We start from the raw sequence: 25,809 nt of genomic DNA, 5'->3' as shown, positions 1-25,809 counted from the left end.
TCGATCGTCCATAAATCGATCGCCCATGGATCGGCGGATATGGATCAGCCGACCGCCCGAAACTGATCCTGCTGATCGCACCAGCGCCGCCACATCAGCCGGTAGGCGGTTTCCAGATTGCGCATGAAGCGCCCCTCGTCGCACAGCGCCGATGCCCGCAGCCGCTCGCGCATGCCCATGCGCAGCCGCATCAGCCGGGTCAGGTCGCCGGCCAGACCGGCGGCGATGGCGGCGTACTGGTCGGGGGTGGTGGCGACCAGTTCGGGCAGGCCGATGGCGGCCATCAGGCTGGCGCCGACACGGGCGGCATGGCGGCTGCCCGCCAGCGTCACCAGCGGTGCCCCCATCCACAGCGTGTCGCAGGTGGTGATGGTGCCGTTGTAGGGATGCGGGTCCAGCGCGATGTCGATGCGGTTGTAGGCAGCCAGATGGCCGGCGGCGTCCTTGATGAAGCCGACGAGGTCGAGCCGCGCCGGGTCGATGCCAGTGGCGGCGAAGCGCGCCCGCATTGCGGCGGCGGTGCCGGGGTCGGACAACGGCCGGTCCTTCAGCAGCAGGCGGGCATCCGGCACCCGCCGCAGCACCCCGGCCCACAGCGCGACGGTGCCGTCGGTGATCTTGGACAGCTTGTTGAAGGACCCGAAGGTGACGGCCCCGGTGGCACCCGCCGGTAGCGGCACCACCGGCGGGGCGGAGGCCGGCGGGCGGAAGCACAGGAAGGGAGGCGGCAGCCGGACCAGCGTTTCCACCGCATGGGCGTCGGTCGGTCCGACCGGGTCGCTGACCGGATCGACGATGCGGTAGCCGACCGATTCCATGCCGGTGCCGTTGGGATAGCCCAGCCATGTCACCTGCACCGGCGCCGGGCGCCTGGCCAGCATGGGCAGCCTGTTCAGTCCGGAATGGCCGGCGAGGTCGACCAGGATGTCGATGCCGTCGGCGCGGATCTGTGCCGCCAGCGCCTCGTCGTTCAGATGGCCTACGGTACGCCAGCCATCGGCCTGCGCCTTGAAGCGGGCGGTGTAGGCGTCGGCATGGCTGTCCGGCAGGATCGAATAGCAGACGATCTCGAAGCGGCTGCGGTCGGCCGCCTCGAACAGGGGCGTCAGGAAATAGGCGCCGAGATGCTCACGGAACTCGACCGACAGGTAGCCGATGCGCAGCCGCCTCTCCGGATCGGGGCGGTTGGCGTGGGGGGCCGCCGGCAACCGCTTGCCATCCTGCATGCCGAACCGGTCATCGAAGCGCCGGTGTTCAGCCAGCAGGCGTTCGCCGGACAGGTCCAGGTAGTTGAGGCACAGCAGCCGCTGGCTGGCGATCAGCGGGTCGGCGGGCGCCAGCCGCTCGGCCTGATCGAAGCACAGGGCCGCCGCCGCGGCTTCGCCGCGCATCTGCCGGGCGACGCCCAGATTGAACCAGAGGCCGGTATCCTGCCGCGGATTGGCGACGGTCGCCCGGCTCCAGAACCGCACCGCCTCGTCCAGCCGGTTGGCGCCATAGGCGCTGCTGCCCAGCCCGACCCAGGGCTTTTCGTACTCCGGCCGCACCGCCAGGGAGGTCCGTAGCGCCGCCGCCGCCTCGTCCGGACGCTTCAGGTCGGACAGGATGACGCCGAGATTGTTCCAGACGTCGGCAGCCGTACCATCCAGCGCCAGCAGGGCGCGGCAAAGCGCCGCAGCCTCCTCCAGCCGCCCGGCGCCGAAGGCTTCCAGCGCACGGCGCTTCAGCCCGTCCGGGGCATCCTGGGTGGGCGGGGTCATCGGCGGGTTCAGGCGAGCCGGGCTTCGACCTGCTCGCACAGGTAATGGTAGAGGCAGATGTGGACCTGCTGGATCAGCGGGGTGGAGCGCGACGGCACGTCGAGCAGGACGTCGCTCATGCCCGCCAGCTTGCCGCCGCCCTCGCCGGTCATGGCGATGGTGGTCATGCCCAGCCGCTTGGCCACCTCGAAGGCGGCGATCACGTTGCGCGAATTGCCGCTGGTGGAGATGCCCAGCAGGACGCCGCCCGGCTCGCCATAGGCCTCGGTCTGGCGGGCGAAGACGCTGTCGTAGGAATAGTCGTTGCTCCAGGCGGTCAGCACCGCCGCGTTGGAGCTGAGGCAGATCGCCTTCAGCCCGCGGCGTTCCTTCAGGAAGCGGCCGACCAGCTCGCCGGTGATGTGCTGGGCGTCCGACGCCGAGCCGCCGTTGCCGCAGACCAGCAGAGCCTTGTTGGCGCCCAGCGCCGTGGCGACCGCATCCACCGCCGCCTCGACCCGCGCCGGATCCAGGCTGTCCATGGTATGCCGCAGGACGTCGATGGCGGCGGTGAGGCAGCCGTGCAGCGAGGAGCCGGAAGTGGTCTGGGAATCCATGGGCGGAATACCTTGTGCGTGACCGATGGTGCGCAGCGGCAGGAACGGGACGAGGTGGAAGGCCCTCCACGTACCGTGCGCAGCGCGCCAGTGCATCCTATGGATCACAGGGGCCTGTCAACTGCAAGCAACGCAATGACGGCTTTCCCGGGCCGCCCGGAACGCTTATTTTCACTCCCATGCCCCGGCGGCGGGGCGAGGATGCCAAGGGTGGCCTATGACGACGCGGACGGTCCGGCTGGGCCCCCTCAGCGTGAAGATGTACTGCGCGATCGGCATGATCGCCGTGTCCTGGGCGCAGCTGGAAGACATGGTTTCGCTGTGCATCTCTCGCCTTCTCGGCACCGATCATACCGAATTCCTGCCGATCGCCTCCAACATGCAGATCAAGGCGCGCTTCGACGCGCTGAAGGCCATCGCCGGTCTGCGCCTGCCCGCCGACGAGGCCAAGGCCCTGATCGCCCGCTGCGACGAGGCGCTGGAACTGGGGCGGGAGCGCAACAAGATCCTGCACGGATCCTGGATCCAGGGCGAGACCGACGATGTCGCCATCCGCCTGAACTACCGCGCCCACGGCCGCATCTCCACCGACGCTCCCGTCATCTCGGCCCGCGAGATCGCCGAGACCAGCGACCGCATCACCATGCTGACCGAAGGCTTCGCCCAGACCCTGCAACGCCTCGGCCTGTTCGATCCCAAGAACCCGATGCGCAGCCCGGCGCGCGATCCCGGCAGGACGCCGGAGCCCCCTCTCGCCCCCCTCGCTCCCCTCGATTGATGCCGGCGGCGGCTCCCGCGTTTCTTTCGTTCCAGCCGGTTTTCCCAGACGGACCATGCCTTCCATCCACGACATCCTGACCCGGGCCGTCGCCCTTCACAATGGCGGGCAGCCGGAGCGCGCGGCGCTGCTCTACCGCGACATCCTGGCGGTGGAGCCGGCCCAGCCGCAGGCCCTGCATCTGCTGGGGTTGCAGATGCGCCGCGCCGGTCACGAAAGGCAGGGGGCTGCGCTGATGGCGCGGTCGCTTCGGCTGGCGCCCATGCTTGCGCCCGCCCTCTTCAACCAGGGGCGCACCTTGCAGGATCTGGGGCGGCTGGACGAGGCGGCCGCGCATTTCCGCCGCAAGATGGAGTTGGACCCGGACTGCGGCCTCACGTTGATCCGCCTGGGGAACGAGGCGCTCGCCCGCGGCCGGCTGCTTGATGCCGGGCGGCTTCTGCGCCGTGCCGCCGTGCTGGACCCCGGCGGCGAGTTCGCATCCCGCCTGCGCCGGTCGCTGGAGCGCATCTCCACCGCCCGCGCAATCGGCCGTGATGCCGCCGACCCGTCGCTGCCGCCGGGACTGGTCGTGCGCGGCCCCTTCCGCGACAACAGCGGCTATGCCCACAAGGTCCGCCAGTTCGTCCGCCATCTGGTCGATGCCGGGGTGCGGGTCCGGCTGGTCGACCTGAACCATGACGATGTCGACAATCTGCCCGACGACCAGATCGATCCGCTGCTGCGCACGCTCGACCGGCCGGTGCGGGCCAAGGCGGTGCTGAGCTTCACCACGCCGCTGCTGGTCGAGGCCATTCCGGGTCTGAAGACGATCAATTACACCGTGTTCGAGGCGCTCGACATTCCGCCCCTGTGGGCGGCGCACAGCCGGTGCCACGACCATGTCGTCGTCGCCACCGACTCCTCCCGCCGGGCATGGCTGCATGCCGGCCACCCCGCCGACCGCATTCACATCTGTCCGGAGGGGGTGGAGCCGCTGGAGCCCGGCCGGGTGGCGCCCGCCGCCATCCTGGACGGAACGGGGCGCCGGCTGGCCGATTACCGGGTGCGCATCCTCAACGTCTCCGACCTCAACAGCCGTAAGAACCTGGAAGGGCTGCTGCGGGTGTGGCTGCGCACGACGCGGGCGGAAGACGATGCCGCCCTGCTGCTGAAGGCCGGCAAGGGTGACGGGGCGTCCGGCAGCATCCGCGACCTTCTGGTCCGGCTGACGGCGGAAACCGGCCGGACGATGGGCCAGGCGGCACCTCTCTTCCTGATCGAGGGCAAGCTGTCGGACACCGACATGATGTCGCTCCATGCCGCCGCCACCCATTACTGGAGCATGTCGCATGGCGAGGGCTGGGACCTGCCGATGGCGCAGGCCGGCGCCATGGGGCTGACCCTGCTGGCCCCCGACCACAGCGCCTACCGCGCCTATCTGAACGGCCGGGTGGCTCACATGATTCCCAGCCACGTCACCCCCGCCCTGGACGGTTATCGCGGCCGTGAGTGGTGGACTCCCGATGAGGAAGCCGCCACCCGGCTGCTGCGCGCGGTCATCGACGATCCCGACGGCACCCGCCGCACCGCCCGCGACCATCTGCTGGAGCAATTCGGCTGGCGCTGCGCCGCCCGCCGGCTGATCGGGCTGCTGCGCGATCTGGACGCCCTGTGATCTGGACGCCCTGTGATCTTGAGGTCCTGTAATCGGGCCGGCGTCGCGGGGTGCTTGCATCGTCCGAAGGGGCAGGGCAAAGAGCCCCCTTCGAGACAGACTCTCACACAGGCGGGTTGGCGCATGGATCAGCAGAAGTTCCGGCAGGTGATCGGCGGCATCGCCGCCGCTTGCGCCCTCGACCATGCCGCCCTCGACCGCGAGCTTTGCGCCATCGAGGTTGCCGGCGACCGCCAGCGTCTCTACGACGTCATGGCGCTGCTGATTTCCCGCATCGGCGACGGGGCGGAGAAGGAACGGCTGGCCGATGCGCTGATCGGCTGCCGGCCCGACGACGAGGCCCTGTATCTCGCCCTGGCGAACCGGCTGGCCTATGCCGGCATGGGGGTCCTCGAACGCGATCCGGCGATCCCGCGGCAGGGCATCGCCATCCTCGGCCGAGCGCTGGAACTTGCGGCGCCATCCCCCCTGCGGCCGCAGATCCACGCCAACCTGTCCTTCCTGTTCAACGAGGCCGGCCGCCCCGATCTGGCGGAGGTCCATGGCCGCGCCGCTGCCGGCTGCAAGAACGCCATCTTCCATCTCTGGCTCGGCGAGGCCCTGTTCCGGCAGGGGAAATATGCCGGCGACGGGCTTTGCGTCGTCGACCTGTCTTCCCTGTCCTTCCGCCGGGCCGCCCAGACCCTGGCCAGGGCAGACGCCGCCCCGCCCTTTCCCCCGCCCTTTGCCCCGGACAGGCGGCATGTGGTGCTGGTGTCGGTGGACGGCACCTATTTCAAGCGCTACGCCGCGGCGCAGATTTTGAACCTCCACGTGCTCGGTTCGGCGGTCGCCGTCCACTACCACATCATCAACGGCGACCCGGAGGTCGCCCGGCTGATCGAGCGGCTGCGGGGCATCGTCGGCGCCATGCCCGTCACCTTCTCGCACGAGAGTTGGGCGCTGCGGGGGGAGGCCATCGACAAGCCCTATTACGCGTCCTCCCGCTTCCTCATCGCGGCCGAGGTGATGCTGCTGCACAAGGCCGACGTCATCGTGTGCGATGCCGACGTGCTGTTCCGCGAGAAGCCGGAGGAGATCGTCAGGCTCGCCGGCGATGCCGACGTCGCCCACACCGACTATCGCGGCGAGCCGCTGTGCAGCCGCTACAACGCCTCCTTCGTCTATTTCCGCCACAGCCGCAGCGGCTACCTGACGCTGCTGATGATGGCGGACTTCCTGCGGACCAACTTCGACCGCTGCTACATCTGGATGATCGATCAGGTCGCCCTGTTCGCCTGCGTCGAACGCGCCGCCCAGCTGCTGGGAAGCGAGATGGCGCACGCGGCATGGCCCGACAGCGTCCTGCCGCCGCGCGCCGGCGATACGCTTCCGCTCGTCCTGACCGGCGCGCTCGCCGGGAAGCACGGCAACAGCCCCTACAGCGCGAAGCGGGACGAAATCCTTCGGACCTATGGTTTGTGAGGGCCGGCGGCGGTCCGTGGCAATGGCCCGTCGGCCCGTCTTCTGCCGTGCATCACGATTGCGGGTGCGGTAAGTAAGCGGCCGCCCCCTTCGCGTCCGAACGGCACACCCAAACGGCCGACTCAGCCGGATCGCCCCAACGGAGCCTTCATGCCGACCCTCGAAGAAGCCTTCCGCATCGCCGTCGAGCACCATCATGCCGGGCGGCTGGCCGAGGCCGAGGCCACCTATGAGAGCATCCTTGCGGCGGTGCCCGACCAGCCGGAGGCGATGTCCAACCTGGGCTACGCCCAGCAGATGCAGGGCAAGCTGGCGGCGGCGGCGGCCACCTACCGCAAGGTGCTGACCAAATGGCCCGACCGTCTGCAGCCCCATATCCGGCTGGGCGAGATGATGCAATGGACCGGCCGCTGGGGGACGGCGGTGGATTGTTACGAAACCGCGCTGTCGCTGGCGCCGAAGGACGAGGGACTGGCGGCACAGTTCGACAATGCCGTGTCGCTCGCCGCCCGCCATCAGGCCCTGCGCGAGCCGCTGCGCCGCGGCGGAAGGCTGGACCTGCGCGACGTCACCTTCATGGTGCCCTGCCGGATCGAATCTCCCGATCGCAAGCGCAACCTGCGCATCCTGGTCACCTATCTGCGGCGCCATCTCGACACCAACATCCTGGTCTGCGAGGACAATCCCGAGCGCCAGGACGTACCCGGCATCATGGCCGAGCTGGGGCTGTCCCCTGCCGAATACGGCTACATCCACCTGACCGGCAACGACAGTCCCTACACGCACAAGGCCAAGCAGATCAACGTCATGGCGGCGGCGGCAACCACGCCGGTCCTGGTCGTGCAGGACACCGACGTGCTGGTGGAGCCGACCCAGTATGTGCTGGCCCAACAGGCCGTGCATGGCGGCGCGGCGCTCGCCTGCCCGTTCAACGGACTGTTCTTCGACATCGGCCCCGACTTCGTTCCCGGGGTGGAGCGCACCCTGGCGGTGAACCAGATCGACCTGTTCGATCCGCGTAACGAGATGCTCTACAAGAACTCCTACGGCGGTTCGGTCTTTTTCGCCCGCCGGGTGTTCGACCGGCTCGGCGGCTTCAACGAGGCGTTCGTGTCCTGGGGCTGGGAGGATTTCGAGATTTTCCGCCGCCTGGAGATCCTGGGCGAGCGGGTGGAGCGCACGCTGGGGCCGCTTCTCCATCTCAGCCATGCACGATCGACCAATTCGGTCATCGAGAATCCCTGGTACGCCCACAACACCGCCGAATACGAGCGCATCGTCTCGATGGCGCCGGATCGGATCCGTGCGGAGATCGCCGCCGGCGGTTTCCGCCGCCCGCTGGTCGGCGCGCGCACCGTCCCCGGCTGGGTGGAGCCGCCGGCCCCCTGATCCCGCTTCCGAGGCTCCCGCATGCCGCCGCACACGCAAACCCCTTCCACCCTTCCACAGACGGGAGCCGACGCTCCCCGCACGCTGTTCTGCTGTCTGGCCACACCCGACTATTACCGCCGGCCGCTGTTCTCGGAGCGGGAGGTGTTCTGCGGCCCCGACTGTCCGACGGTGGAGACGGGCGACGGCTTCGCCTCGCTCAACACCCCGGCCGGCGAGTTCGATCTGCCGTCCATCGTCGCCCGTCTGCCGGCGCACCAGCGTCCGGAGCTGATCGTCGTCAAGGCCGACGCCACCCGGCGCAACCTCGCCCGCGGGCTGGACCGGCTGCCGGGCACCAAGGTGCTGCTGGTCGGCGACACTCACCATTTCGCGGCTCCCCTGCGCACGCTGCTGGCCTATGGCGCGATGGAGGGCTTCGACGCGGTGGTGCTCGACCACACCCGCCAGCATGCCCATGCCTTCCTGGAGGCGGGGTTCGACTGCGTCTATTGGATTCCGGCGGTCGACTATGCGCTGCGCCGGCGCGACATTCCCGCGTCCCCCGACCGTCCCCTCACCTTCGTCGGACAGGTCGGCGCCTTCCACCCCTGGCGGCGCCATGTGCTGGACCGGCTGGTGGCGGCCGGGCTGCCGCTGACCGCGATGCGGGCGCCGCCGGAAACGGCGGCCGACCTCTATGCCGCCTCGCAGGTCACGCTGAACGTCTCGCTGAACGGCGACCTCAACCTGCGCGTCTTCGAGGCGCTGGGTGCCGGCGGCTTCCTGCTGACCGACGCGCTGTCGGAAGAGGCCGGGCTGGAGCGCTGCTTCACCCCCGGCCGCCATCTCGCGACATACCGCTCGCCGGACGAGCTGGTGGAACTGGCGCGCCATTACCTCGACCACCCGGCCGAGGCGATGGCGATCCGCCGGGCCGGTCAGGCGCATCTGCTGGAATTCCATAGCCCGCAGGTCAAGTGCGCCCAGTTCTTCGCTGCGGTGTTCGACGACCGCGTCGATCCGGCGCTGGAGGTTCGCGGGGAGCGGCGCGGGCTGTCGGCCCTGCCCGCGCAGGGTGTCCGCTTCCGCCGCCGCCTCGCCGCCTACGAGGCGCTGCAGCGGCTTCAGCTGACCGCGTCGCGGCTGACCGTCCATGCGACCGGAGAGGATGGCTTCGCCGCCGACCTGCGCCTCATGGCCCGCGACCTGCCGCGGGTGGTGTTCGCCGCGCCGGCCGTTGCGCCGGCCGTTGCGCCGGATGAGGCGGCCGATCCCGTTCCGCTGCCGCTGCCGCCGCCTCCTGACCGGGTGCGGGCGGAGGCGGTGACGCTGCTGCCCTGGCCCGATACGGCCGAGACCGACCGCCGGATGGCCGGGCTCCCCGGCGCCTCCGTCCTCTGTCCGACCGTCTCTGCGCGCGACCATGCCGCGGCATCCGCCCATCTGGCCGGCTGGGGCTTCGTGCCCGCCGAACCTGGTTCCAGCGGCCCCGGTTCCAGCGGAGTGGGCGGCATTCTGTTCCAGTGCGCCGATGCCGTCCGTTATGCCGTCCGCTCGCTGTCCGATCCGGAACTGGCGGCGGGGCTGGCGCCGGAGCTGCGGCGTGCCCGCCTCGCGGCGCTGGAGCCGATGCTGCGCACTGCCGACCAGATGATCGGCGCCGCCCGGCTGGCTGCCCGTTTCGGCGAGACCGCCTTGGCGGAGCGGTTCCTGCTGCGCGCCGTCGGGCTGGACCGCCAGCGGCCGGACGCGCTCGCCGGGTTGGCCCGCCTGTGCGCGGCGGGCGGACGACCGCTGGAGGCGTCGATCTATCTGGGCGAGGCCCAACGCGCCGCCCGTCTCGCCGATGCCCCGGATCCCGCTCCGGACCTCGACGCCGCCGCGCTTGCCGCCGGCCATCCGGGGCTGGAGCGTTACCACGCGCTGTTCCGGCAGGCGGCCGCCCCCTCGATCGGGCGGCCGCGCCGCATCCTGGTGGTCACCAACCTGTTCCCGCCGCAGGAGTTCGGCGGCTATGGCCGCAAGCTGTGGGAATTCTCGGCCGAGCTGATCCGCCGCGGCCATGCGGTGAAGGTGCTGACCGCCGACGTTCCCGAACTGACCCGCCCGGGCATGGCCGGGACCGAGGACATCGAGACGCAGGTCGACCGTTCGCTGGCCCTCTATGGGTATTGGAAGGACGGTCGCGCCTTCGCCCACGAAGACCCGGCGCACTGCGTCGCGCTGATCCGCGCCAACATCCACCGCGTGCTGGAGACCGCCCGCCACTTCCGCGCCGACGCCTGTCTGGTCGGCAACCTCGACCTGCTGGGAACCGAGTTCCTCGACCCGCTGACCCGGCAGATGGGCGTGCCGGTGCTGCATTGCCTGGGAAACCAGCATCCCGGCTACACGCCGGAGGCGGCACCCCGCTCCCCCCTCTACCGCGCCGGGCCGGCCAGCGGCTGGGTGGCGGAGCGGCTGGCCGCCGGCGGCTATGGTCTCCCTGCCACAGTGATTTACCCCGGGGCCCGCGTCGACTACTTCCACCGCGCGGTGATGCCCGCGACCGACCGGCTGCGCATTGCCTTCGCCAGCCTGCTCGTCAACTACAAGGGGCCGCAGACGCTGGTCAACGCCCTGGGAATCCTGCACCGCGAGGACATCGACTTCGACTGCACCTTCGCCGGAGAGGCGCCGGACGCCGACCTCGCCGCCCGCTGCCGCGACTTCGTGGAGCGCCAGGGCATGGCCGGCAAGGTGCGCTTCACCGGTTTCCTGGACCGCCGTGGCCTGTCCGACCTGTTCGCCCGCTGCAACGTGCTGGTCTTCCCCAGTGTCTTCCAGGAACCCTTCGGCATCTCGCAGGTGGAGGCGATGGCCGCCGGCCTGACCGTGATCGGCAGCGGCACCGGCGGCAGCGGCGAGGTGCTGCGCGACGGCGTCGACGGCCTGCTGTTCAAGGCGGAAGACCATGTGGCGCTCGCCGATCGCCTGCGCAGCCTGGTCAAGGATCGCGCCGCCTGGTTGCGCATGGCGATGTCCGGCCGTGACCGCGCCCGCGACTTCACCGTCGCCCGCTCCGTCGACCGCATCGAGGCGGTGTTCGATGAGCTGGCCGCGCAAAGGGGATAAGAGCGCCTCAGTCGTTATGATCCGTGAGAAAAAGCGTCCGGGCTCCCCTCCCCTTTCGATCGGGAAATGAAAGGCTGTAGAGTGGCGGAGCCGCAGTCCGCGGCGTGGATTCCCTCGCGGCCATGACGACCACCCTCTCCGACCTGTTCGACGTTTCGGTCGGCCCGCTGCCGGCCTGTTCCTGCCTGCTGTGCAATGCCGCCGGCTGGGCCGCCGGCTGGGCCGCCGGCTGGAGTGCCGCCCCCATTGCGGCAAATCTGGACCCGCAGGGCTCTCTGTCCCAGGGGGCTGCCACCGCCACCGTCTCGGCCCTGCTGGCGACGGGGACGCCGCGCTGGGGCAGCGGCGGGGTCGGCAGCGGGGCGACGGTCACCTACAGCTTCATGGAGCAGGCGCCGTCCTACGCCTCTACTTCGGACTCAACCGGCTTCGCGCCGCTGTCCAGCGCCCAGCGCGACGCGGTGCGCCAAGCCTTCGCCGCCTGGAGCGCCGTCGCCAACATCTTCTTCGTCGAAACCTCCGACAGCGCCAACAGCGGGCAGGGCGGGTCGATCCGCGTCGGCACCAACCGGCAAAGCTCCAGCGCCGCCTACGCCTATTATCCGACCGGCTCGCTCTATGACACCGGCGGCGACATCTATCTCGCCAACAACACCAGCACCAACAGCAGCCCGACGCTTGGCAGCTACGGCTACCTGACCATCCTGCACGAGATCGGGCATGCCATCGGGCTGAAGCATCCCGGCAACTACAACGCCACCGGCGGCGGGGGCGAACCGCCCTACCTGTCCTCGACCGAGGACAATTACCGCTACACGGTCATGTCCTACAACCGGCACCCCAGCCTGGGCCTGAACGGGCTGGCGACGGGACCGGCGCTGTACGACATCGCGGCGGCCCAATATCTGTACGGCGCCAACACCAGCACCCGCATCGGCGACGACCGCTATGCCTTCGCCAGCAACACGGTCGCGGTCAGCCAGTCGATCTGGGATGCCGCCGGCACCGACACCATCGACGCCGGCGGGCAGGCCTCGGCCGTCACCATCGACCTGACGCCCGGCGCCTTCAGCTCCATCGGCCCCAACGGCTCGGGCGGGCTGGCGGTGGGCAACGTGTCGATCGCCACCGGGGTCACCATCGAGAACGCCATCGGCGGCAGCGGCAACGACATCCTGATCGGCAACACCGCCAACAATCTGCTGACCGGCGGGGCGGGCGACGACACGCTGACCGGCGGAGCCGGCGACGACACGCTGCAGGGCAACGGCGGAACCGACACCGCGGTCTACAACGGCAGCCGTGCCTCCTACACCGTCACCGTCACGTCCGATGGCGCCATCATATCCGGCGGCGGCGAGGGCACCGACACGTTGACCGACGTCGAATACGCCCTGTTCGCCGACACCCGCATCAGCCTGCTGCCCCCGGCAGTCGCCGCCAGGGCCGGCCGGGTTTCCATCGGCTCCTCCCTCAGCCTCGCCAGCCTGATCACGGCGACCGATCCGGCCGGCGGCCTCGTCACCCAGTATGAGCTGGTCGACAACACCGACGGTGCCGGTTCCATCATGGTCGGCGGGACGGCCCAGGCCACCGGCGCCGTGGTGCCGCTGACCGCAGCGGCTTTCGCCGGCGTCACCTTCGCCGCCTCCACTCTGCCTAGCATCGACGAACTGTCGGTGCGCGCCTACAACGGCGTGGCGTGGAGCCGCTGGATCGGCTTCACCATCGCCTCGCGCCCGGCCAACCGGCCGCCGGTCGTCCAGGGCGACAAGACCCTGACCGCCCAGGAAGGCGGGCCGGCCATCGCGCTTGGCATCGACCGGCCGAGCGACCCTGATGAAGGCGACAGCATGACGGTGACGCTGGCCCGGCTGCCGGCCTCCGGCACGCTCCGGCTGGCCAGCGGCGCCGCCGTCACCGGCGGGATGACGCTCGGCACCGCCGATCTGGCCGGCTTGACCTATCAGGCGCCAGCCGGCACCCCGGCGTCGCCGGGCTCCTTCGCCTACACCGTCACCGACAGCCAGGGAGCCGTCAGCGGCCAGACCGTGACCCTGCGGGTGACCACGCTGGCCGAGACGATGGCCGGCTTCGACCCGCTGGCCTATCTCGCCTCCAACCCCGATCTGGCAGCAAGCTTCGGCACCGACGCGGCGGCAGCGCGCGAGCATTACCTGCGCGCCGGCCGGGCGGAGGGGCGAGCGACCCGCTCCTTCGACCCGCTTTCCTACCTCGCCGCCAATCCCGATCTGGTGGCGGTCTTCGGCATCGACGTTGCGGCGGCGAGCCGGCATTATCTGGCCCTGGGCCGGCGGGAGGGCCGGTCGGCCGGCAGCTTCGATCCGCTGGCTTATCTCGCCGCCAACCCCGACCTCGCCGCCGTCTTCGGCACCGACACGACGGCCGCCACCCGTCATTACCTGTCCAGCGGCCAGCGGGAAGGGCGCAGCACCCGGTTCGACGGCTACGGCTATCTGGTGTCGAATCCGGATCTGGCGGCCGCCTTCGGGCTGGATCCGGCGGCGGCGGCCCGCCATTACGTGACCTCCGGCCGGCGGGAGGGGCGCAGCACCAGCTTCGACAGCCTGGCCTACCTTGCCGCCAACCCCGACCTTGCCGCCGCCTTCGGCACCGACACCGCCCGGGCGGCCGGCCATTATCTGTCCAGCGGCCGGCAGGAGGGGCGCAGCACCAGCTTCGACGCGCTCTCCTATCTGGCGGCCAACCGCGACCTCGCCGCCTCCATCGGCAACGATCCCGTGCGGGCGGAGGAGCATTACATCCGCTACGGCCGGCTGGAGAACCGCAGCACCAGCTTCAGCGCCCACGACTATCTGCTGGCCAACCCGGACCTGCTGAGCGTCTTCTCGGGCAACGAGCAGCAGGTGAAGCTCTATGTCGTGCTCTACGGCAACACGCCGCGGCGCGACGCCGCCGGCTTCGACGCGCTGAGCTATCTGGCGGCCAACCCGGATCTGGCGGCAACCTTCGGCACCGACACCGCCGCCGCCACCGCCCATTACCAGTCCACCGGGCAGGCGGACGGGCGCCCGACCAGGTTCAACGCGCTTGCCTATCTGGCGGCCAATCCCGACCTTCAGCGCGCCTTCGGCAGCGACCAGCAGCAGGCGCTGGTCCACTTCATCCAGTATGGCCGCAACGAGCCGCGTCCCAACCCGATCGGCTATGTCCGCCCGCAATCGGCCGGCCTCGCCGCGGCGGGGGACGGACTGCTGGCGGTGGGAATGGGGTAGGCAGCCGCCCGCCGCAATCCGGAAAAGGCCGATCAGAATCCCGTCTCGCGGATCAGCACCGATGCGGCCATGCGCCAGAAGCGTTCGGCGAAGCTGCGGGCTTCGCCCGACACGCGGACGATGCCGCGGGTGACGCGTTCCGGCCCCTCCTGCGCACTGCCGGCCGTGGCCGGCTCGACGTCCAGGGTGATGCGGTAGACCGCCTCCACCGGGGCGAGCGCGCTGCGGCCGGCGTTCCCATGCGGCTGCTGGCCCGGCGGGGGGCCTGCCTGCCCCTCCACCGCCACCGGCCCGCCATTGACCGAGGCGAGCGCCGGCACGTCCAGAACCGACACGGCGACCGGATCGACCGCGCGCACCTTCGCCGCGCGCCGGGGGGCCAGCGGGTCGTCGGGATGGAACTGCGCTCCGGCCCCCGGACTCAGCCGGTCGAAATCGCCCTCGCCGACATAGCCGACCAGTTCGCCGCTGCCCGGCGCCACCACCATCGCCAGCGGCAGCTTCGGCCCGATCCAGCGCCCGGGGGTCAGGGCGTCCTCCATGTCACGCACGATGCCGGACAGGGGGGCCCGCACCACCAGCCGCTCGCGGCTGTCGAGCAGCCCCTGCCGCTCGGCCAGGGTGGCGGCCAGATCCTCCTCCATCGCCCGCACGCGGTCGAGCTGCTCGCGGCTGGCGGTCAGGCGGGCGATCTGTTCCTGCATCCAGTCGATGCGCAACTCCGACTGCCGCAGCTTGCCCTCCAGGTCGGGGGCGGTCAGGCGGAACAGCGGCTCGCCCTCCACCACGCTCTGGCCGCGGGCGACCAGCGTCTCCTCCAGCCGGGCGGGGAGGGGGGCATAGACGGTGGCGAAGCCGGACGCCCGCCAGACCACCGGCACCGACACGGTGGAGGTCACCGGCAGCAGCGTCAGCCCGACCGCCGCCGCCAGCCCGGCCAGGGTCAGCCCGCTGCGCAGGTTGGGACGGAAGCGGTCGCGCAACGACCACCAGGCCTTGGCCTCGTTCAGGAAGGGGCGGGCGACGAACCAGCCGATCTCGATGGCGAACAACAGGATCCCCAGAACCTTGATGGCGACGTGGTAGACCAGCAGCGCGATGCCGAGGAACAACGTCAGCCGGTAGACCCAGGTGACGTAGGAATAGACCAGCAGGATGCGGCGCCGTGTTGCCGGCATCTCCTCCGGCGGGGCCACGCCCAGGCCGAACAGCCATTCCCGCAGCTTCCAGCGCGCCATGGCGAAGGCGCGCTCCTGCAGGTTGGGCACGTCCAGCGCGTCGGAGAGCAGGTAATAGCCGTCGAAGCGCATGAAGGGGCTGAGGTTGATCGCCAGCGTGGTGATCCAGCTGACCGTCGCCAGGAAATAGGCGGCGCTGCGCAGTGGGCCGTCGGGCAGAAAGCTCCAGGCCAGCGTGGCGAAGACCGCGATCATCAGTTCGGTCAGCATGCCGGCGGCCCCCACCGCCAGCCGCTGCCGGCGCGACACCAGCCTCCAGGCGTCGGTGGTGTCGGTGTAGAGCACCGGCCACATCACCAGGAAGGCCACCCCCATGGTCGGCACCCGGCAGCCGAAGCGCTTGGCGGTGTAGGCATGGCCCAGCTCGTGGCAGATCTTGGTGCCCAGCAGCGTGACGCCGTAGAGCGCCAGCCCTTCGGGGGAGAAGAAATGCTGGAAGGTGTGCAGGAAGGCGTCCCACTGCCGCGCCACCAGCAGCCCGGCCAGGGCGGCGGTCAGCAGGACCACGGCCAGCCAAACCCGGCTGTAGAGCGGCGCCACCAGCCTCGCCGTCGCCGACAGGAAGCGGTCCGGCCGCACCAGCGGGATGCGGAAGAACAGGTAGTTGTGGACCAGCCACCAGAACCAGCCGGTCTTCCGCGCCGCCGCCTGACGCGCCAGAAAGGCGGTGTCGACGGTGACGGTCAGGTTGTTGGCCGCCAGGAACTGGTAGAAGCCCATGACGTCCTCGACCGCCGGCTCGAACAGGCTGTCGTCGGCCACCGCGGCGGCGATGGCGCGCGGGTTGGCATGGTGCCAGTGGGCGATCAGCGCGAAGGCCTCCGGCCCGATGCGGAAATAGCGGTTGCGTACCGGATCGTGGATGGTCCAGCCCGGCGCCCCGTCCTGTCCCGCCGGCGCCGGCAGCAGGGCCAGATCGTCGCGCAACCCCGGCAGCCGCAGGGATGCCAGCGGATCGGCCGGGGGGGTGTCGACGGCGCGGAGGCCGGCAGGAGGACCAGCGGAGGGAGTGAGGGCGATGGACACGGGAGTCCTCAGATTTGCCTTGGGAATTTGCCTTGGGAGCTGCCTTGGAGCAGTGCCTCAAATCCCCAGCGACTGGCGCAGCAGGGCCAGTGGGCGGCGGAACAGGTAGAGCGCCAGCGGCACGCGGTCGCCCAGGATCTTGGCGGTGCCGCGCAGGCCGATGCGGGGCGGGGTTTCCCCCAAACTCCGACCTGACTCCAGCGCCGCCTTGACGCGGTAGGACAGCACGCCGGCGGCCGACAGGCCGGCCTCGTAGCTGGCGTGGGTCAGCCGCGCCTGCAGGGGGTGGAGCGGATCGACGTTCAGGAACAGCTCCACCGGGGAGCCCGGTTCCAGCACCAGGGCGTCGCCGACCGGTACCATGATGTCGATCTCCGGCGCCTGCGGATCGGCCAGCGTCAGCACGCGCTCGCCCACCGACACCGGCTTGCCCAGCCAGTCGTTGACATCGGTGAAGACGGCGATGCCGGCGCGCTCGGCCTTCACCGTCACCCGGTCCAGCAGGTCGCGGGCAAGCGCCATCTCGGCGCGGCGCAGCTCCACCTGGGCGCGGAGCTGGGCAACGCGCGCCTTGGTCTGCGGATCGGCGAAGGCGGCCTGCGAGGCGGTCAGCAGCTCCGCCTCCGCCTGGGTCAGGCCCTTGCGCGCCACCTCGAAACGGCTGCGCAGGACGGTGGACTCGAAGCTGAACAAGGGCTGGCCGGCTGCCACCGCCTGGTTCGGCTGGACATGGAAGCGTTCGATCACGCCGTCCAGCGGAGCGGCGACGATCACCGGGTTGCGGGTCTGGATCTCGGCCGGTGCCAGGGTCGACATCGGCACCGGAATGGCAAGCGCCCCGGCGACGGCCAGCAGCATCAGCAGCGGCAGCAGGGCGCGCCGCAGGCCATGCCGTTTCGCCCGTTTGCCCGACAGCGCCCACCAGGCATGGCCGTAGCCTTCGGTCAGATGGCTCAGCAGAAGGATTTCGCCGTCGGTCCAGGGCTCGTCACGGCCGAGCCACAGGCCGGCCAGCGGCGGGACGGTCTTGTCCCGGCTTTCCGGCGCGGCGGCGGGCACCGTCTCGCGGGGGGGCTCACGTGGGGTTTCCGGCTTGCGCAGCGGGCACCACAGCACCTGCGCCGGCCCCCATTCGCCCCAGGCGCTGCGCACGGAGGCGGGCAGGGTGGCCGGATCGACGACATGGACGCTGTTGGCGTGCTCGCCCGTGGCGACGGCGCGCACCGCCTCCTCCAGCCATTGGGCGAAGGGGGCGTTCGGCTCCAGCACCGCGATGTTGGACACCGCCTCCAGCGTCGCCCGTCCCCGCTCCCCCACCGTCAGGAAGGCCGCCTGCCGGTAGGCGATCAGCCGGCGGGTCTGGTTGACGATGTGATAGCGCAGCTCCGGCGCCGTCGCCTGCCGCCAGGCCTGCCGCTGCAACTCCAGCAGCATCAGCAGACCGTTGACCGGCTGCGCGCCCCCCTGGGGGGCTCCCACCTGTGGTCCTCCCCCTTGCGGCGGAGCTGTCTGCTGGGGCGGGGTCTGGGCCATGGCGGCGCTCATGGCTTCGCGGCTCCGGGCCTGGCGTTGCCTCCCTGGTTTCCGGCCTGGTTTCCAGCCTGGTTTCCGGCAGGCAGCGACGACACTGTCGGTTCGGGGAAGATGGCGGTGCCGCTCATGCCGGCGATCATGCCGGTATGAGGCCCATCCCCGGTCAGCTTGGCGGTGACTTTCACCGACTGGCTGGCCGGATCGACCTTGGCGCCGGGCAGCACCACCTCGCCGGGCAGGGTGGCGCCGGTCTCGTCGACGCGCAGGTCGAAACGCTGCCCCGGCTTCAGCCACACCAGCCAGGAGGAGGGGACGATCAGTTCCACCTTCAGGTCGCGGTCGGAGAGGATCTCCAGCAGCGGCGCGCCGGCGGCGACCGACTCATGCTCCTGGATGCGGCGTTCGACCACCCGGCCGTCGAAGGGCGCCTTGATGTCGCAGCGCCGGGCCTGCACCTCCGCCTTGCGGACGTCGGCGCGGGCGACCTGGGCCTTGGCCTCGGCCAGCTGGACCTCGGCCTCGCCGATGGAGCGCAGGCTGTTCAGGCGCCGGTTGACCCGCGCCGTGACTTCGGCCGCGTTCAGCTGGGCGCGGGCACCGTCAAGCTCCGCCTGATAGCTGGAGCAGTCGAAGGCGACCAGCAGGTCGCCGGCCTTGAAGCTCTGGCCGGCATCGACGCTCATGCGGGCGATGCGGCCGGGAATTTCGGAAGAGAGGACGGCGTGCCGCCGGGCCTCGATCAGGGCGCGGACCTGCCCCTGCGAGGCGTCCTGGGCCGCGGCCGGGGTGGAGGCGAGGCCCCCACCCAGCAGCGCGATCAGGAGAGCGGCGCCGGCTGCAACGCCGGGCCGAGCACCGGAACGGATCACAGCGCCGCGAGCCGGCCGGTGGCCCGGCTGTCGGACTGCTGCGTGCCGGACTGCTGCGTGCCGGGTTGCTGTTCCTGGGCCGAAAGGGTGCGAACGGTGCATTCCCGCTGACTATCCTTCACACGATTGCAGAACCGCTCGGCCGCGGTGCGGTCGGCGAAGCCGCCTGCACGCAGTTGGACGATGGTCTTGCCGTCCTGGCTGCGCCGGGTGGTGACATACAGGGCGCCGACCCCGCTGCTCTCCGTTCCCAGGCGTTTGGCGAGCATACCCCATTCCTGCTCGGCAAGCCTGTGGCTTGCGTAAGCCCCGAGATCCGCCTGGATGACGGGAGAGAAGGATGCCGTCGCAACCGGAGCGGCGGCCGGAGCCGCAGTTTGCGCAGCAGGCGCGCTGACCGCCGCCGGCACCGGGGCCGCCTGCCTGACCGGTTCCTGCCTAGCCGGTTCCTGCTTGGGAGCTTCCGGCTTCGCCGCTTCGGTTTTGGTATCCTTGGGCGTGTTTTTGGGAGCGTCGATGGCGGCGGTCTTGGGCGCGGCCATCAGATCCTTCACCCGCAGCACGCTGTTGGCGCGCTCCTGCCAGGAGGACAGCCCCCGGCCCACCGCCTGGGTCAGGGTGGGCAGATCGTCGGCGGCCATCGTCTCGGGCAACGGGTCGACGCCGGCCGATACCATCACGCGGGCATAAGCGTTGTGCAGGTCGGCCAGCACCAGATCGCGGCGCAGGTCGGACAGCAGCGCCGTCACCTCCGACTGGATCACCCCCAGCTCGCCCCCCTGTCCGGCCTCGCCGACATTGGCGTATTGCGAGCGGATGCGGGTGTCGAGGTCGGCCTGCTCGGCGGTCAGGGCGAATTCCTGCTTCAGTTCGCGGAACTGCAGCACGGCCACATGCACCTGGCTCAGCACCGCCATGCTCAGCGCCTGACGGCGGAAGGCGACCAGCTCCTCCTGCGCCTCGGCGTAGGACTTGGTGGCGGGGGCGGAGATCAGGTTGATCAGGTTCCAGCTGATCCGCGCGCCGTAATCGGCCCAGCGCTGGTTCAGCAGGAAGCTGTTGCTGTCGTAGCGCAGGGCGGCGTTGACGTCGATGCCCGGCAGCAGCTTCAGCAGCGACCGCCAGGTCTCGTCGGCGGAGATGCGCTGGTTGTAACTCTCCTCCAGCAGTTCCGGCCGGTTCAGCAGGGCGTAGGTCTCCAGCGCCTCGGCGCCAACATCCAGTTTGGGCGGCGACTGCATGACGCTGGCCGCCGGCATCTCGATCTCGAACGGCTCGCCCGGCGGCAGGCCCATCAGCGCGCCCAGCTGCGACTTCGCCGCCACCAGCTCGCGGCGCAGCGACTGCAGCTGGCGCAGCGTCTCGACCAGGGTGCGGGTGTAGTTCAGCGCCTGCAGCGGCGCCTGGACGCGCAGCGCCTCCAGCGTGCGGGCGTCGCGGCGCGCGCCCTCGACCCGCTTCTCCAGCGGCGCCAGACGCTTCAGCAGCCGCTCGGCGGCGACGGCGCGCCAATAGGCGGTGCGCACGTCCTGCATGATGCCCTGGACGACGCGGCGGCGGCGTTCGTCGGCGATCAGCACCAGATTGGCATTCTGCCGCGCCCGCAGATAGCTGACGCCGAAATCCAGCACGTTCCAGGTGAAGGCGAGGTCGCCGGTGCGGCGGTGCTTGTCGGTGGCGGTGGTGCTCTCGCCCGTCCGCCGGCCGGTGGCGAGGTTCAGGCTCTCCGACCCGGCGTCGTTGTTGCGCCCGACATAGCCGGCCGCCGCCACCACGCGCGGCAGCATGTCGTAGCGCGACAGCTCCAGCTGGTCGGTGGCGACCGCCATCTCCATCAGCTTCACGCGTTCGTCGAGGTTGTACTTGATGGCGCGCGCCATCGCCTCATCCATCGAGACCGCCTTGGTCAGCGGCTCCTGCGGGGTCAGCACGACGCCCAGATCCTTGCGCACCCGCGCCAGATTCTCCTCGGCCGTCAGCGGCTCGGGTTTGACCGCACAGCCCGCGGCCAGCAGGGATGCCGTCAGGACGGCGACGGGAACCACCGAAGAAAGCAAGCGGCGGCGGAGGTGAGCGGTCGAAGTCTTCATGGTGGGAGCAATTCCGTTCGGCGGAAATGGATTGGACGGGGAAGCGACGCTGGAGAGAAGGAGGGAGGGGAGGGGCCGGGCCGCCGTCAGGCGGCCCAGCTGTCGGGCAGGACGTGGCTGGCGAGGGCCGCCAGCAGGTCGGCGGCGCCGGCCGGACCGCCATGGGCACGGGCGACCTGACGGGCGAAGCCGGGGGAGGCCGGCATGATCTCGGCACGGTTGTCCGCCCCGCCTTCCGCCGGCCGGCCGCTGCCATCCGCCGGAGTGCCGCCGCCATCCTGGGGAGCGCCCTGGTTCTGGGGCTGGCCCTGCTGCTCGCCCTGGCCCTGACCCTGCTGGCCCTGACCCTGTTGGCCTTGACCTTGGCCCTGGTTTCCCGGCTGTCCGGCCGTCGGGCCGCGGCCCTGTCCGGTGCCGGGGCCGGTGCCCCGCTCCTGGCCCTGACCTTGGCCCTGAAGCTGGCCCTGACCATTGTTCTGGCCGGTGCCCTGCGTGCCGGTCTGGCCGGGAGTGCCCTGGCCGTTGGTGCCCGTATTGGAGCCCGTGTTGGTTCCGATCCCCGTACCGGTGCCTCCGGGCGTGCCGCCGGTGCCCAGGCCGGTGCCACCACCCAAACCGCTGCCACCAAGGCTGCCGCCCAGACCGCTACCAAGGCCGCCACCCAGCCCACCGCCGAGGCCGCTTCCCCCCAGTCCGCTGCCGGAACTGGAGGAGGAGCTGCCGCCGATGCTGTTCAGCGTCACCGAGCGGCCGGCATCCGTGCTGGACGAGCTGCCGCTGACGCTGTTCAGCGTCACCGAGCGGCCGGCGTCCGTGCTGGACGAGCTGCCGCTGACGCTGTTCAGCGTCACCGAGCGGCCGGCATCCGTGCTGGACGAGCTGCCGGGGGTGCCGCCGCTGCCGGTGCCGCCGCTGCCCGGCAGGCTCGGCCCGGAACCGCTGGTGCCGCCCAACACGCTGCTGGAGGACGAGCTGTTGGAGGACGGGCCGTTCGACGAGGAGCCGGTCACGGAGCTGCCGGACAGTGACGGGCCGTTGCCGCTGCTGGTGACCGGCGTGCTCGTCGTCGGGGTGTTGGTCGTGTTGGTCGTGCTGGTGGTGGTGGTCGTGACGCGGGCCACGGCGACCGTCACCGTCGCCGCCGCCGAGCTGTTGCCGACGAGGTCGCGGGCCTGGATGCTGATCGACCGGCTGGTCGCCGTGCCGGCGAAGCTCGGATCGTCGGCGCTCGACCGCAGCCCGATCGCCCGCACCGCCGCCTGATAGTCGGCGGCCGAGGCCACGCCGGTCAGCACGATGCTGGTGCCGTCGCGGGTCGCGGTGATGCCGGCCGGCAGGTTGCCGATCACCAGCTCGTCGCCGCTGCGGGCGTCGGTCAGGGTGACCGTCACCCGGTTCAGCGCACTGGCGTCCGACAGCGACACCGCGGATCCCAGCGTCGCCGTGCCGCCGGCGCTCAGCGTCGGAGCAGAACCGGCGGACACTGTCGGGGCCTGGGTGTCGACCGTCAGGCTCAGCGTTCCCGACCGGCCGATGTTGCCGGCGCGGTCGGTGGCGGTGGTGACCACGCTGTGGCTGCCGTCGGCCAGCGGGGTGGGGACGGCGAAGCTCCAGCGGCCGTCGCTGCCGGTCGTGGCCGTGCCCAGGGTGACGCCGTCGACGATGACGGTGACAGTGCTGTTCGGATCGGCGGTGCCGGTCAGGGTCGGACGGGGGGTGGAGATGACGTTGGCCGTGTTGTCGACGCCGGAGATGACCGGAGTCGACAGCACCGGCGCCGCGGTGTCGATGGTCAGCGTCAGCGCCGCCGAGCTGCCGCTGCTGTTGCCGGCCGGGTCGGTCGCCCGGCTGGTGACGGCATGGCTGCCGTCGGTCAGCGGGGTGGTGGGTGTGAAGCTCCAGCGGCCATCGGCGCCGGCGATGGTGGTGCCGACCGCCACGCCGTCGATCAGGACGGTGACGGTGGAGCCGGCCTCCGCCGTGCCGCCGACCGTCGGGCGGTTGATGCTGGTCACCCCGTCGGTGGCGGAGACGCCGGTGTCCTGTCCGGCCGCCAGCACCGGGGCCGAAGGGGTGTCCGGGGCGATGGTGTCGACCAGGACGTTCTGCAGGCCCGGCAGGCCGGTCAGCGTCGCGGGCAGCGGGATGCGGGCCTTGTCGGTGATGCTGCCGCCGTTCAGGTTCAGGCCGGTGACGGCGATGCCGTCGGTGTCGCTGTCGCCCGCCTGCACCACATAGTCGAAGCGCAGGACGGTCCCGCTGCTGGCCGACGGGGTGTAGACCGCCTGACGGGTCTGGCCGCCGATGTCCAGCGTGATCGTCGGCGTGCCGTTGACGATCACCACCTCGCTGGTCTGGATGTAGAAGCTCAGCGTCTTGCCGACGCCATAGGACCCGTCGGTGGGCACGACGATGCTGCGGATCGACGGCGCCGTGGTGTCGATGACGATGTCCTTGTTCAGCCCCAGCGACCGTACATCGCCCGGCGTCGTCAGGGTCAGGACGCCGGTGTTGCCGGCGATGTCCGTGATCGAGCCGCTCAGCGCCGACGCGCCGACGGCGTCCAGGTCGGCGGAGGTGTCGCCGGCCTGCACCGTGTAGGTGAAGGTCAGCGTGTTGGTGCCCGAGCCGCTGCTGTAGCTGGCGGTGCGGCCGGTGTTCAGCGCCAGCGTCGGCGTGCCGCTGACGGCCACCGCCTCGCTGAAGACCACCTGGATCGTGACGGTGTCGCCGGTGGTGTAGGTGCCGTTGTCGGTGCTGGCGGTGACGTTGGTGACGGTGGGGGCGACGCTGTCGATGCGCACGCCGGCCATGCTGGCGATGTTGTTCAGCGTGCGGATGGCGCTGTTGCCGATCAGGTCGGCGATGCTGCCGCCGGTGATCGAGCCGCCGATGCCGATGCCGTCGGCATCGAGCAGGTTGCTGCCGACGGTGTAGCGGAAGGTCAGCGCGGTACCGCCCGATCCCGCCAGATAGGTCGCCTGCACCACCGTGCCGTTGTCCAGCGTGATCGCCAGCGCCGGCGTGCCGGTGACGGTCACCGCCTCGTTGAAGGTGACGGTGATGTCCATGGTCTCGCCGGCCCGGTAGGTGCCGTTCACCGCCGAGACGGCGCTGACCGTCGGGGCCGCGGTGTCGATGACGATCGCCTTGCTGGCGCCCAGCGAGTTGGCCGCCCCCGGCGAAGCCAGCGTCAGGATGGCGTCCAGGCTGGTGGAGCTGTCGGCGATGCTGCCGCCGTTCAGCGTCAGCGCGCTGGTGGAGGCGTAGTCGAGGTCGGTCGAGTTGTCGCCGTCCTGCACCGTGTAGGTGAAGGTCAGCGTCGTCGTCCCCGACCCGCCGCTGTAGGTGGCGCTGCGGCCGGTGATGCCCAGCGCCAGCGTCGGCGTGCCGGTGACCGTCACCGCCCGGTTGAAGGTGACGGTGATGGTGACGGTGCTGCCGGCCTTGTAGGTGCCGTCGGCGGTGGTGGCGGTGACCGACGAGACGGTCGGGTTGACGATGGCGTTCAGCACCAGGTCGTTGCCGGTGCCGCCGACATAGTCGACCGTGTAGAGGTCGCCGTTGCTGGTCAGGGTGGCGCCCTGCGCCAGCCCGGACAGCGTGTTGGACACCGACCCGGCGCCGGTCTGGTTGATGACCGTATAGCTGGTGTTGGTGGCGGCGAAGCCGTTGACCCGGGTCACGGTGACCGCGCTGGACCCGCTGGCCAGCGTGACGCCGCCGCTGACGATCACCTGATCGTAGTTGGTGCCGGGCGAGCCGGTGCCGGCGATCTCCACCGCCAGGGTGCCGCTCATCGACAGGTTGCCGTTGACGGTCAGCGTGCCGATGCCGTTGTTGGTCCCGGCGACGCCGGGGGCCAGCGTGGCGCCGGAGGCCACCGTCAGCGTGTTGGACGAACTGCTGGCGAAGAGGCTGCCGGTGCCGCCCAGCGTGGCGCCGGAAGCCACCGTCACCCCGCTGGTGCCGCCCAGCGCCCCCGTCACCAGCAGCGTGCCCGCCGACACGGTGGTGCTGCCGCTGTAGGTGCTGCTGCCCGACAGGGTCAGCGTGCCGGACCCGGTCTTGGTCAGGCCGTCGTTGCCGCTGATGACGCCCGACAGCGTCACCGCGACCCCGGTATTGACCGTGGCGCCGTTGACCCCGGTATCGAAGGCGTTGTCGATCGTGCCCGCCCCGGTCACGGTCAGCGTGCCGCCGTTCAGCGTCACGGTGCCGCTGCCCAGGTTGGCGTCGCCGGCCACGCTCAGCGTGCCGCCGCCCCGCACCGTCGTGGTGCCGCTGAAGCCGCCGCTGTTGCTCCCCGACAGCGTCAGGGTGCCGCTGCCGTCGAGGCTCAGCCCGCCGCTGCCGGTGATGGTGCCGGAGAAGGTGGTGGAGCTGTTGTCGGTCCCGGTGGTCAGGGTGTTGGCGCCCAGCGCCGCCGTCCCGGCACCGGCGAGCGAGCCGATGGTCTCGTCGCTCGACAGGGTCAGGGTGGTGCCGGTGCCGACCGTCACCGCGCTGCTGTCGCCGATCGCCGAACCGCCCGAAACGGTCAGCCCGCCGCCCGACAGGGTGGTGGCGCCGGAGTAGCTGCTGTTGCCCGACAGGGTCAGGGTGCCGGAACCGGTCTTGGTCAGGCCGCCGGTGCCGCCGATGGCGCCGGAGAAGCTGGCGCTGCCGCTGGACAGGTCGACGGTCAGGGTGTAGCTGCCCAGCGCCACCGAACCGGACCCGGTGAGCGAGCCGATGGTTTCGGCCGCCCCCAGCGCCAGGGTGGCGCCGGTGTCGACCGTGACGGCGCTGCTGTCGGCGATGGCCGAGCCGCCCGACACCGTCAGGGTGCCGGCGCTGACGGTGGTGGTGCCGGTGTAGCTGTTGGCGCCCGACAGGGTCAGGGTGCCGCTGCCGCCCTTGGTCAGCCCGCCGGTGCCGGACAGCACGCCGGAGAAGGTCGTGCTGGTGGCGCCGCCGGTGGTCAGGGTGTAGCTGCCCAGCGTGACCGAGCCGGCGCCGCTCAGCGAGCCGATGGTCTCGGCCGCCCCCAGCGCCAGGGTGGCGCCGGTGTCGA

At 70.8% G+C, this 25,809-nt stretch carries 13 protein-coding genes; 6 read left to right on the top strand and 7 right to left on the bottom strand.

Translation table 11 applies throughout. The annotated features are described in order from the left end of the window. Window positions 1–44: 44 nt before the first annotated feature. Window positions 45–1,760: an O-linked N-acetylglucosamine transferase, SPINDLY family protein gene (locus tag J2848_RS33480; RefSeq protein WP_149233385.1), complete on the bottom strand. Its 1,716-nt coding sequence runs from the start codon at window positions 1,758–1,760 to the stop codon at window positions 45–47. Between the two features lie 8 nt (window positions 1,761–1,768). Further along, the gene (locus J2848_RS33475) at window positions 1,769–2,356 is read right to left on the bottom strand and encodes a D-sedoheptulose-7-phosphate isomerase (RefSeq protein ID WP_149233386.1); all 588 of its coding nucleotides are present in this window, start codon (window positions 2,354–2,356) and stop codon (window positions 1,769–1,771) included. 217 nt (window positions 2,357–2,573) lie between these two features. Between J2848_RS33475 and J2848_RS33470 the strand changes: the two genes are divergently transcribed. The 6 genes from J2848_RS33470 to J2848_RS33445 all read left to right on the top strand — a co-directional run bounded on the left by J2848_RS33470 (window position 2,574) and on the right by J2848_RS33445 (window position 13,997). Continuing rightward, a complete protein-coding gene (locus tag J2848_RS33470; RefSeq protein WP_246194076.1) occupies window positions 2,574–3,134 on the top strand; it encodes a hypothetical protein in 561 nt (186 codons plus the stop codon). A gap of 55 nt (window positions 3,135–3,189) precedes the next feature. After that, window positions 3,190–4,791 carry a tetratricopeptide repeat-containing glycosyltransferase family protein gene (locus tag J2848_RS33465; RefSeq protein WP_149233387.1) on the top strand — a complete coding sequence of 534 codons (1,602 nt, stop codon included), beginning with the start codon at window positions 3,190–3,192 and terminating at the stop codon, window positions 4,789–4,791. A gap of 123 nt (window positions 4,792–4,914) precedes the next feature. Continuing rightward, the gene (locus J2848_RS33460; protein ID WP_149233388.1) at window positions 4,915–6,255 is read left to right on the top strand and encodes a tetratricopeptide repeat protein; all 1,341 of its coding nucleotides are present in this window, start codon (window positions 4,915–4,917) and stop codon (window positions 6,253–6,255) included. Window positions 6,256–6,405: 150 nt separating this feature from the next. Continuing rightward, complete coding sequence (locus J2848_RS33455; RefSeq protein ID WP_149233389.1) at window positions 6,406–7,644, top strand: glycosyltransferase family 2 protein; 1,239 nt, start codon at window positions 6,406–6,408, stop codon at window positions 7,642–7,644. Window positions 7,645–7,665: 21 nt separating this feature from the next. Next, window positions 7,666–10,740, top strand: coding sequence for a glycosyltransferase family protein (locus J2848_RS33450; RefSeq protein WP_149233390.1), 3,075 nt, complete (start codon window positions 7,666–7,668; stop codon window positions 10,738–10,740). Window positions 10,741–10,862: 122 nt separating this feature from the next. Beyond that, window positions 10,863–13,997 (top strand): M10 family metallopeptidase C-terminal domain-containing protein, encoded by a 3,135-nt coding sequence (locus tag J2848_RS33445; RefSeq protein ID WP_149233391.1) that lies wholly within the window; start codon window positions 10,863–10,865, stop codon window positions 13,995–13,997. A 32-nt stretch (window positions 13,998–14,029) separates the two neighbouring features. On the opposite strand, the gene J2848_RS33440 is transcribed toward J2848_RS33445, so the two are convergent. The 5 genes from J2848_RS33440 to J2848_RS33420 form a co-directional block, all read right to left on the bottom strand. Further along, on the bottom strand, window positions 14,030–16,261 hold the full coding sequence (locus J2848_RS33440; RefSeq protein ID WP_149233392.1) for a site-2 protease family protein: 2,232 nt from the start codon (window positions 16,259–16,261) through the stop codon (window positions 14,030–14,032). A gap of 57 nt (window positions 16,262–16,318) precedes the next feature. After that, window positions 16,319–17,806, bottom strand: coding sequence for an efflux RND transporter periplasmic adaptor subunit (locus J2848_RS33435; RefSeq protein WP_149233393.1), 1,488 nt, complete (start codon window positions 17,804–17,806; stop codon window positions 16,319–16,321). After that, on the bottom strand, window positions 17,803–18,663 hold the full coding sequence (locus tag J2848_RS33430; protein WP_246194077.1) for an efflux RND transporter periplasmic adaptor subunit: 861 nt from the start codon (window positions 18,661–18,663) through the stop codon (window positions 17,803–17,805). The genes J2848_RS33435 and J2848_RS33430 overlap by 4 nt, the downstream gene beginning before the upstream one ends. Continuing rightward, complete coding sequence (locus J2848_RS33425) at window positions 18,660–20,753, bottom strand: TolC family protein (protein ID WP_246194078.1); 2,094 nt, start codon at window positions 20,751–20,753, stop codon at window positions 18,660–18,662. The genes J2848_RS33430 and J2848_RS33425 overlap by 4 nt, the downstream gene beginning before the upstream one ends. 86 nt (window positions 20,754–20,839) lie before the next feature. Further along, on the bottom strand, window positions 20,840–25,809 hold a 4,970-nt coding region (locus J2848_RS33420), incomplete at its 5' end, for a beta strand repeat-containing protein (RefSeq protein ID WP_253568819.1).

The sequence above is a fragment of the Azospirillum lipoferum genome (assembly GCF_024170005.1).
Taxonomy (GTDB): Bacteria; Pseudomonadota; Alphaproteobacteria; order Azospirillales; family Azospirillaceae; genus Azospirillum; species Azospirillum lipoferum.
The sequence above is the reverse complement of the archived record's forward strand: the minus strand, read 5'-3'. Positions and strand labels throughout refer to the sequence as shown.

What these genes read in the sequence shown, in the direction of transcription:
- J2848_RS33435 (WP_149233393.1), bottom strand. Translation starts at nt 17,806, where the DNA reads ATGAGCGCCGCCATGGCCCAGACCCCGCCCCAGCAGACAGCTCCGCCG.
- J2848_RS33455 (WP_149233389.1), top strand. Translation starts at nt 6,406, where the DNA reads ATGCCGACCCTCGAAGAAGCCTTCCGCATCGCCGTCGAGCACCATCAT.
- J2848_RS33460 (WP_149233388.1), top strand. Translation starts at nt 4,915, where the DNA reads ATGGATCAGCAGAAGTTCCGGCAGGTGATCGGCGGCATCGCCGCCGCT.
- J2848_RS33425 (WP_246194078.1), bottom strand. Translation starts at nt 20,753, where the DNA reads ATGAAGACTTCGACCGCTCACCTCCGCCGCCGCTTGCTTTCTTCGGTG.
- J2848_RS33480 (WP_149233385.1), bottom strand. Translation starts at nt 1,760, where the DNA reads ATGACCCCGCCCACCCAGGATGCCCCGGACGGGCTGAAGCGCCGTGCG.
- J2848_RS33475 (WP_149233386.1), bottom strand. Translation starts at nt 2,356, where the DNA reads ATGGATTCCCAGACCACTTCCGGCTCCTCGCTGCACGGCTGCCTCACC.
- J2848_RS33470 (WP_246194076.1), top strand. Translation starts at nt 2,574, where the DNA reads ATGACGACGCGGACGGTCCGGCTGGGCCCCCTCAGCGTGAAGATGTAC.
- J2848_RS33445 (WP_149233391.1), top strand. Translation starts at nt 10,863, where the DNA reads ATGACGACCACCCTCTCCGACCTGTTCGACGTTTCGGTCGGCCCGCTG.
- J2848_RS33450 (WP_149233390.1), top strand. Translation starts at nt 7,666, where the DNA reads ATGCCGCCGCACACGCAAACCCCTTCCACCCTTCCACAGACGGGAGCC.
- J2848_RS33465 (WP_149233387.1), top strand. Translation starts at nt 3,190, where the DNA reads ATGCCTTCCATCCACGACATCCTGACCCGGGCCGTCGCCCTTCACAAT.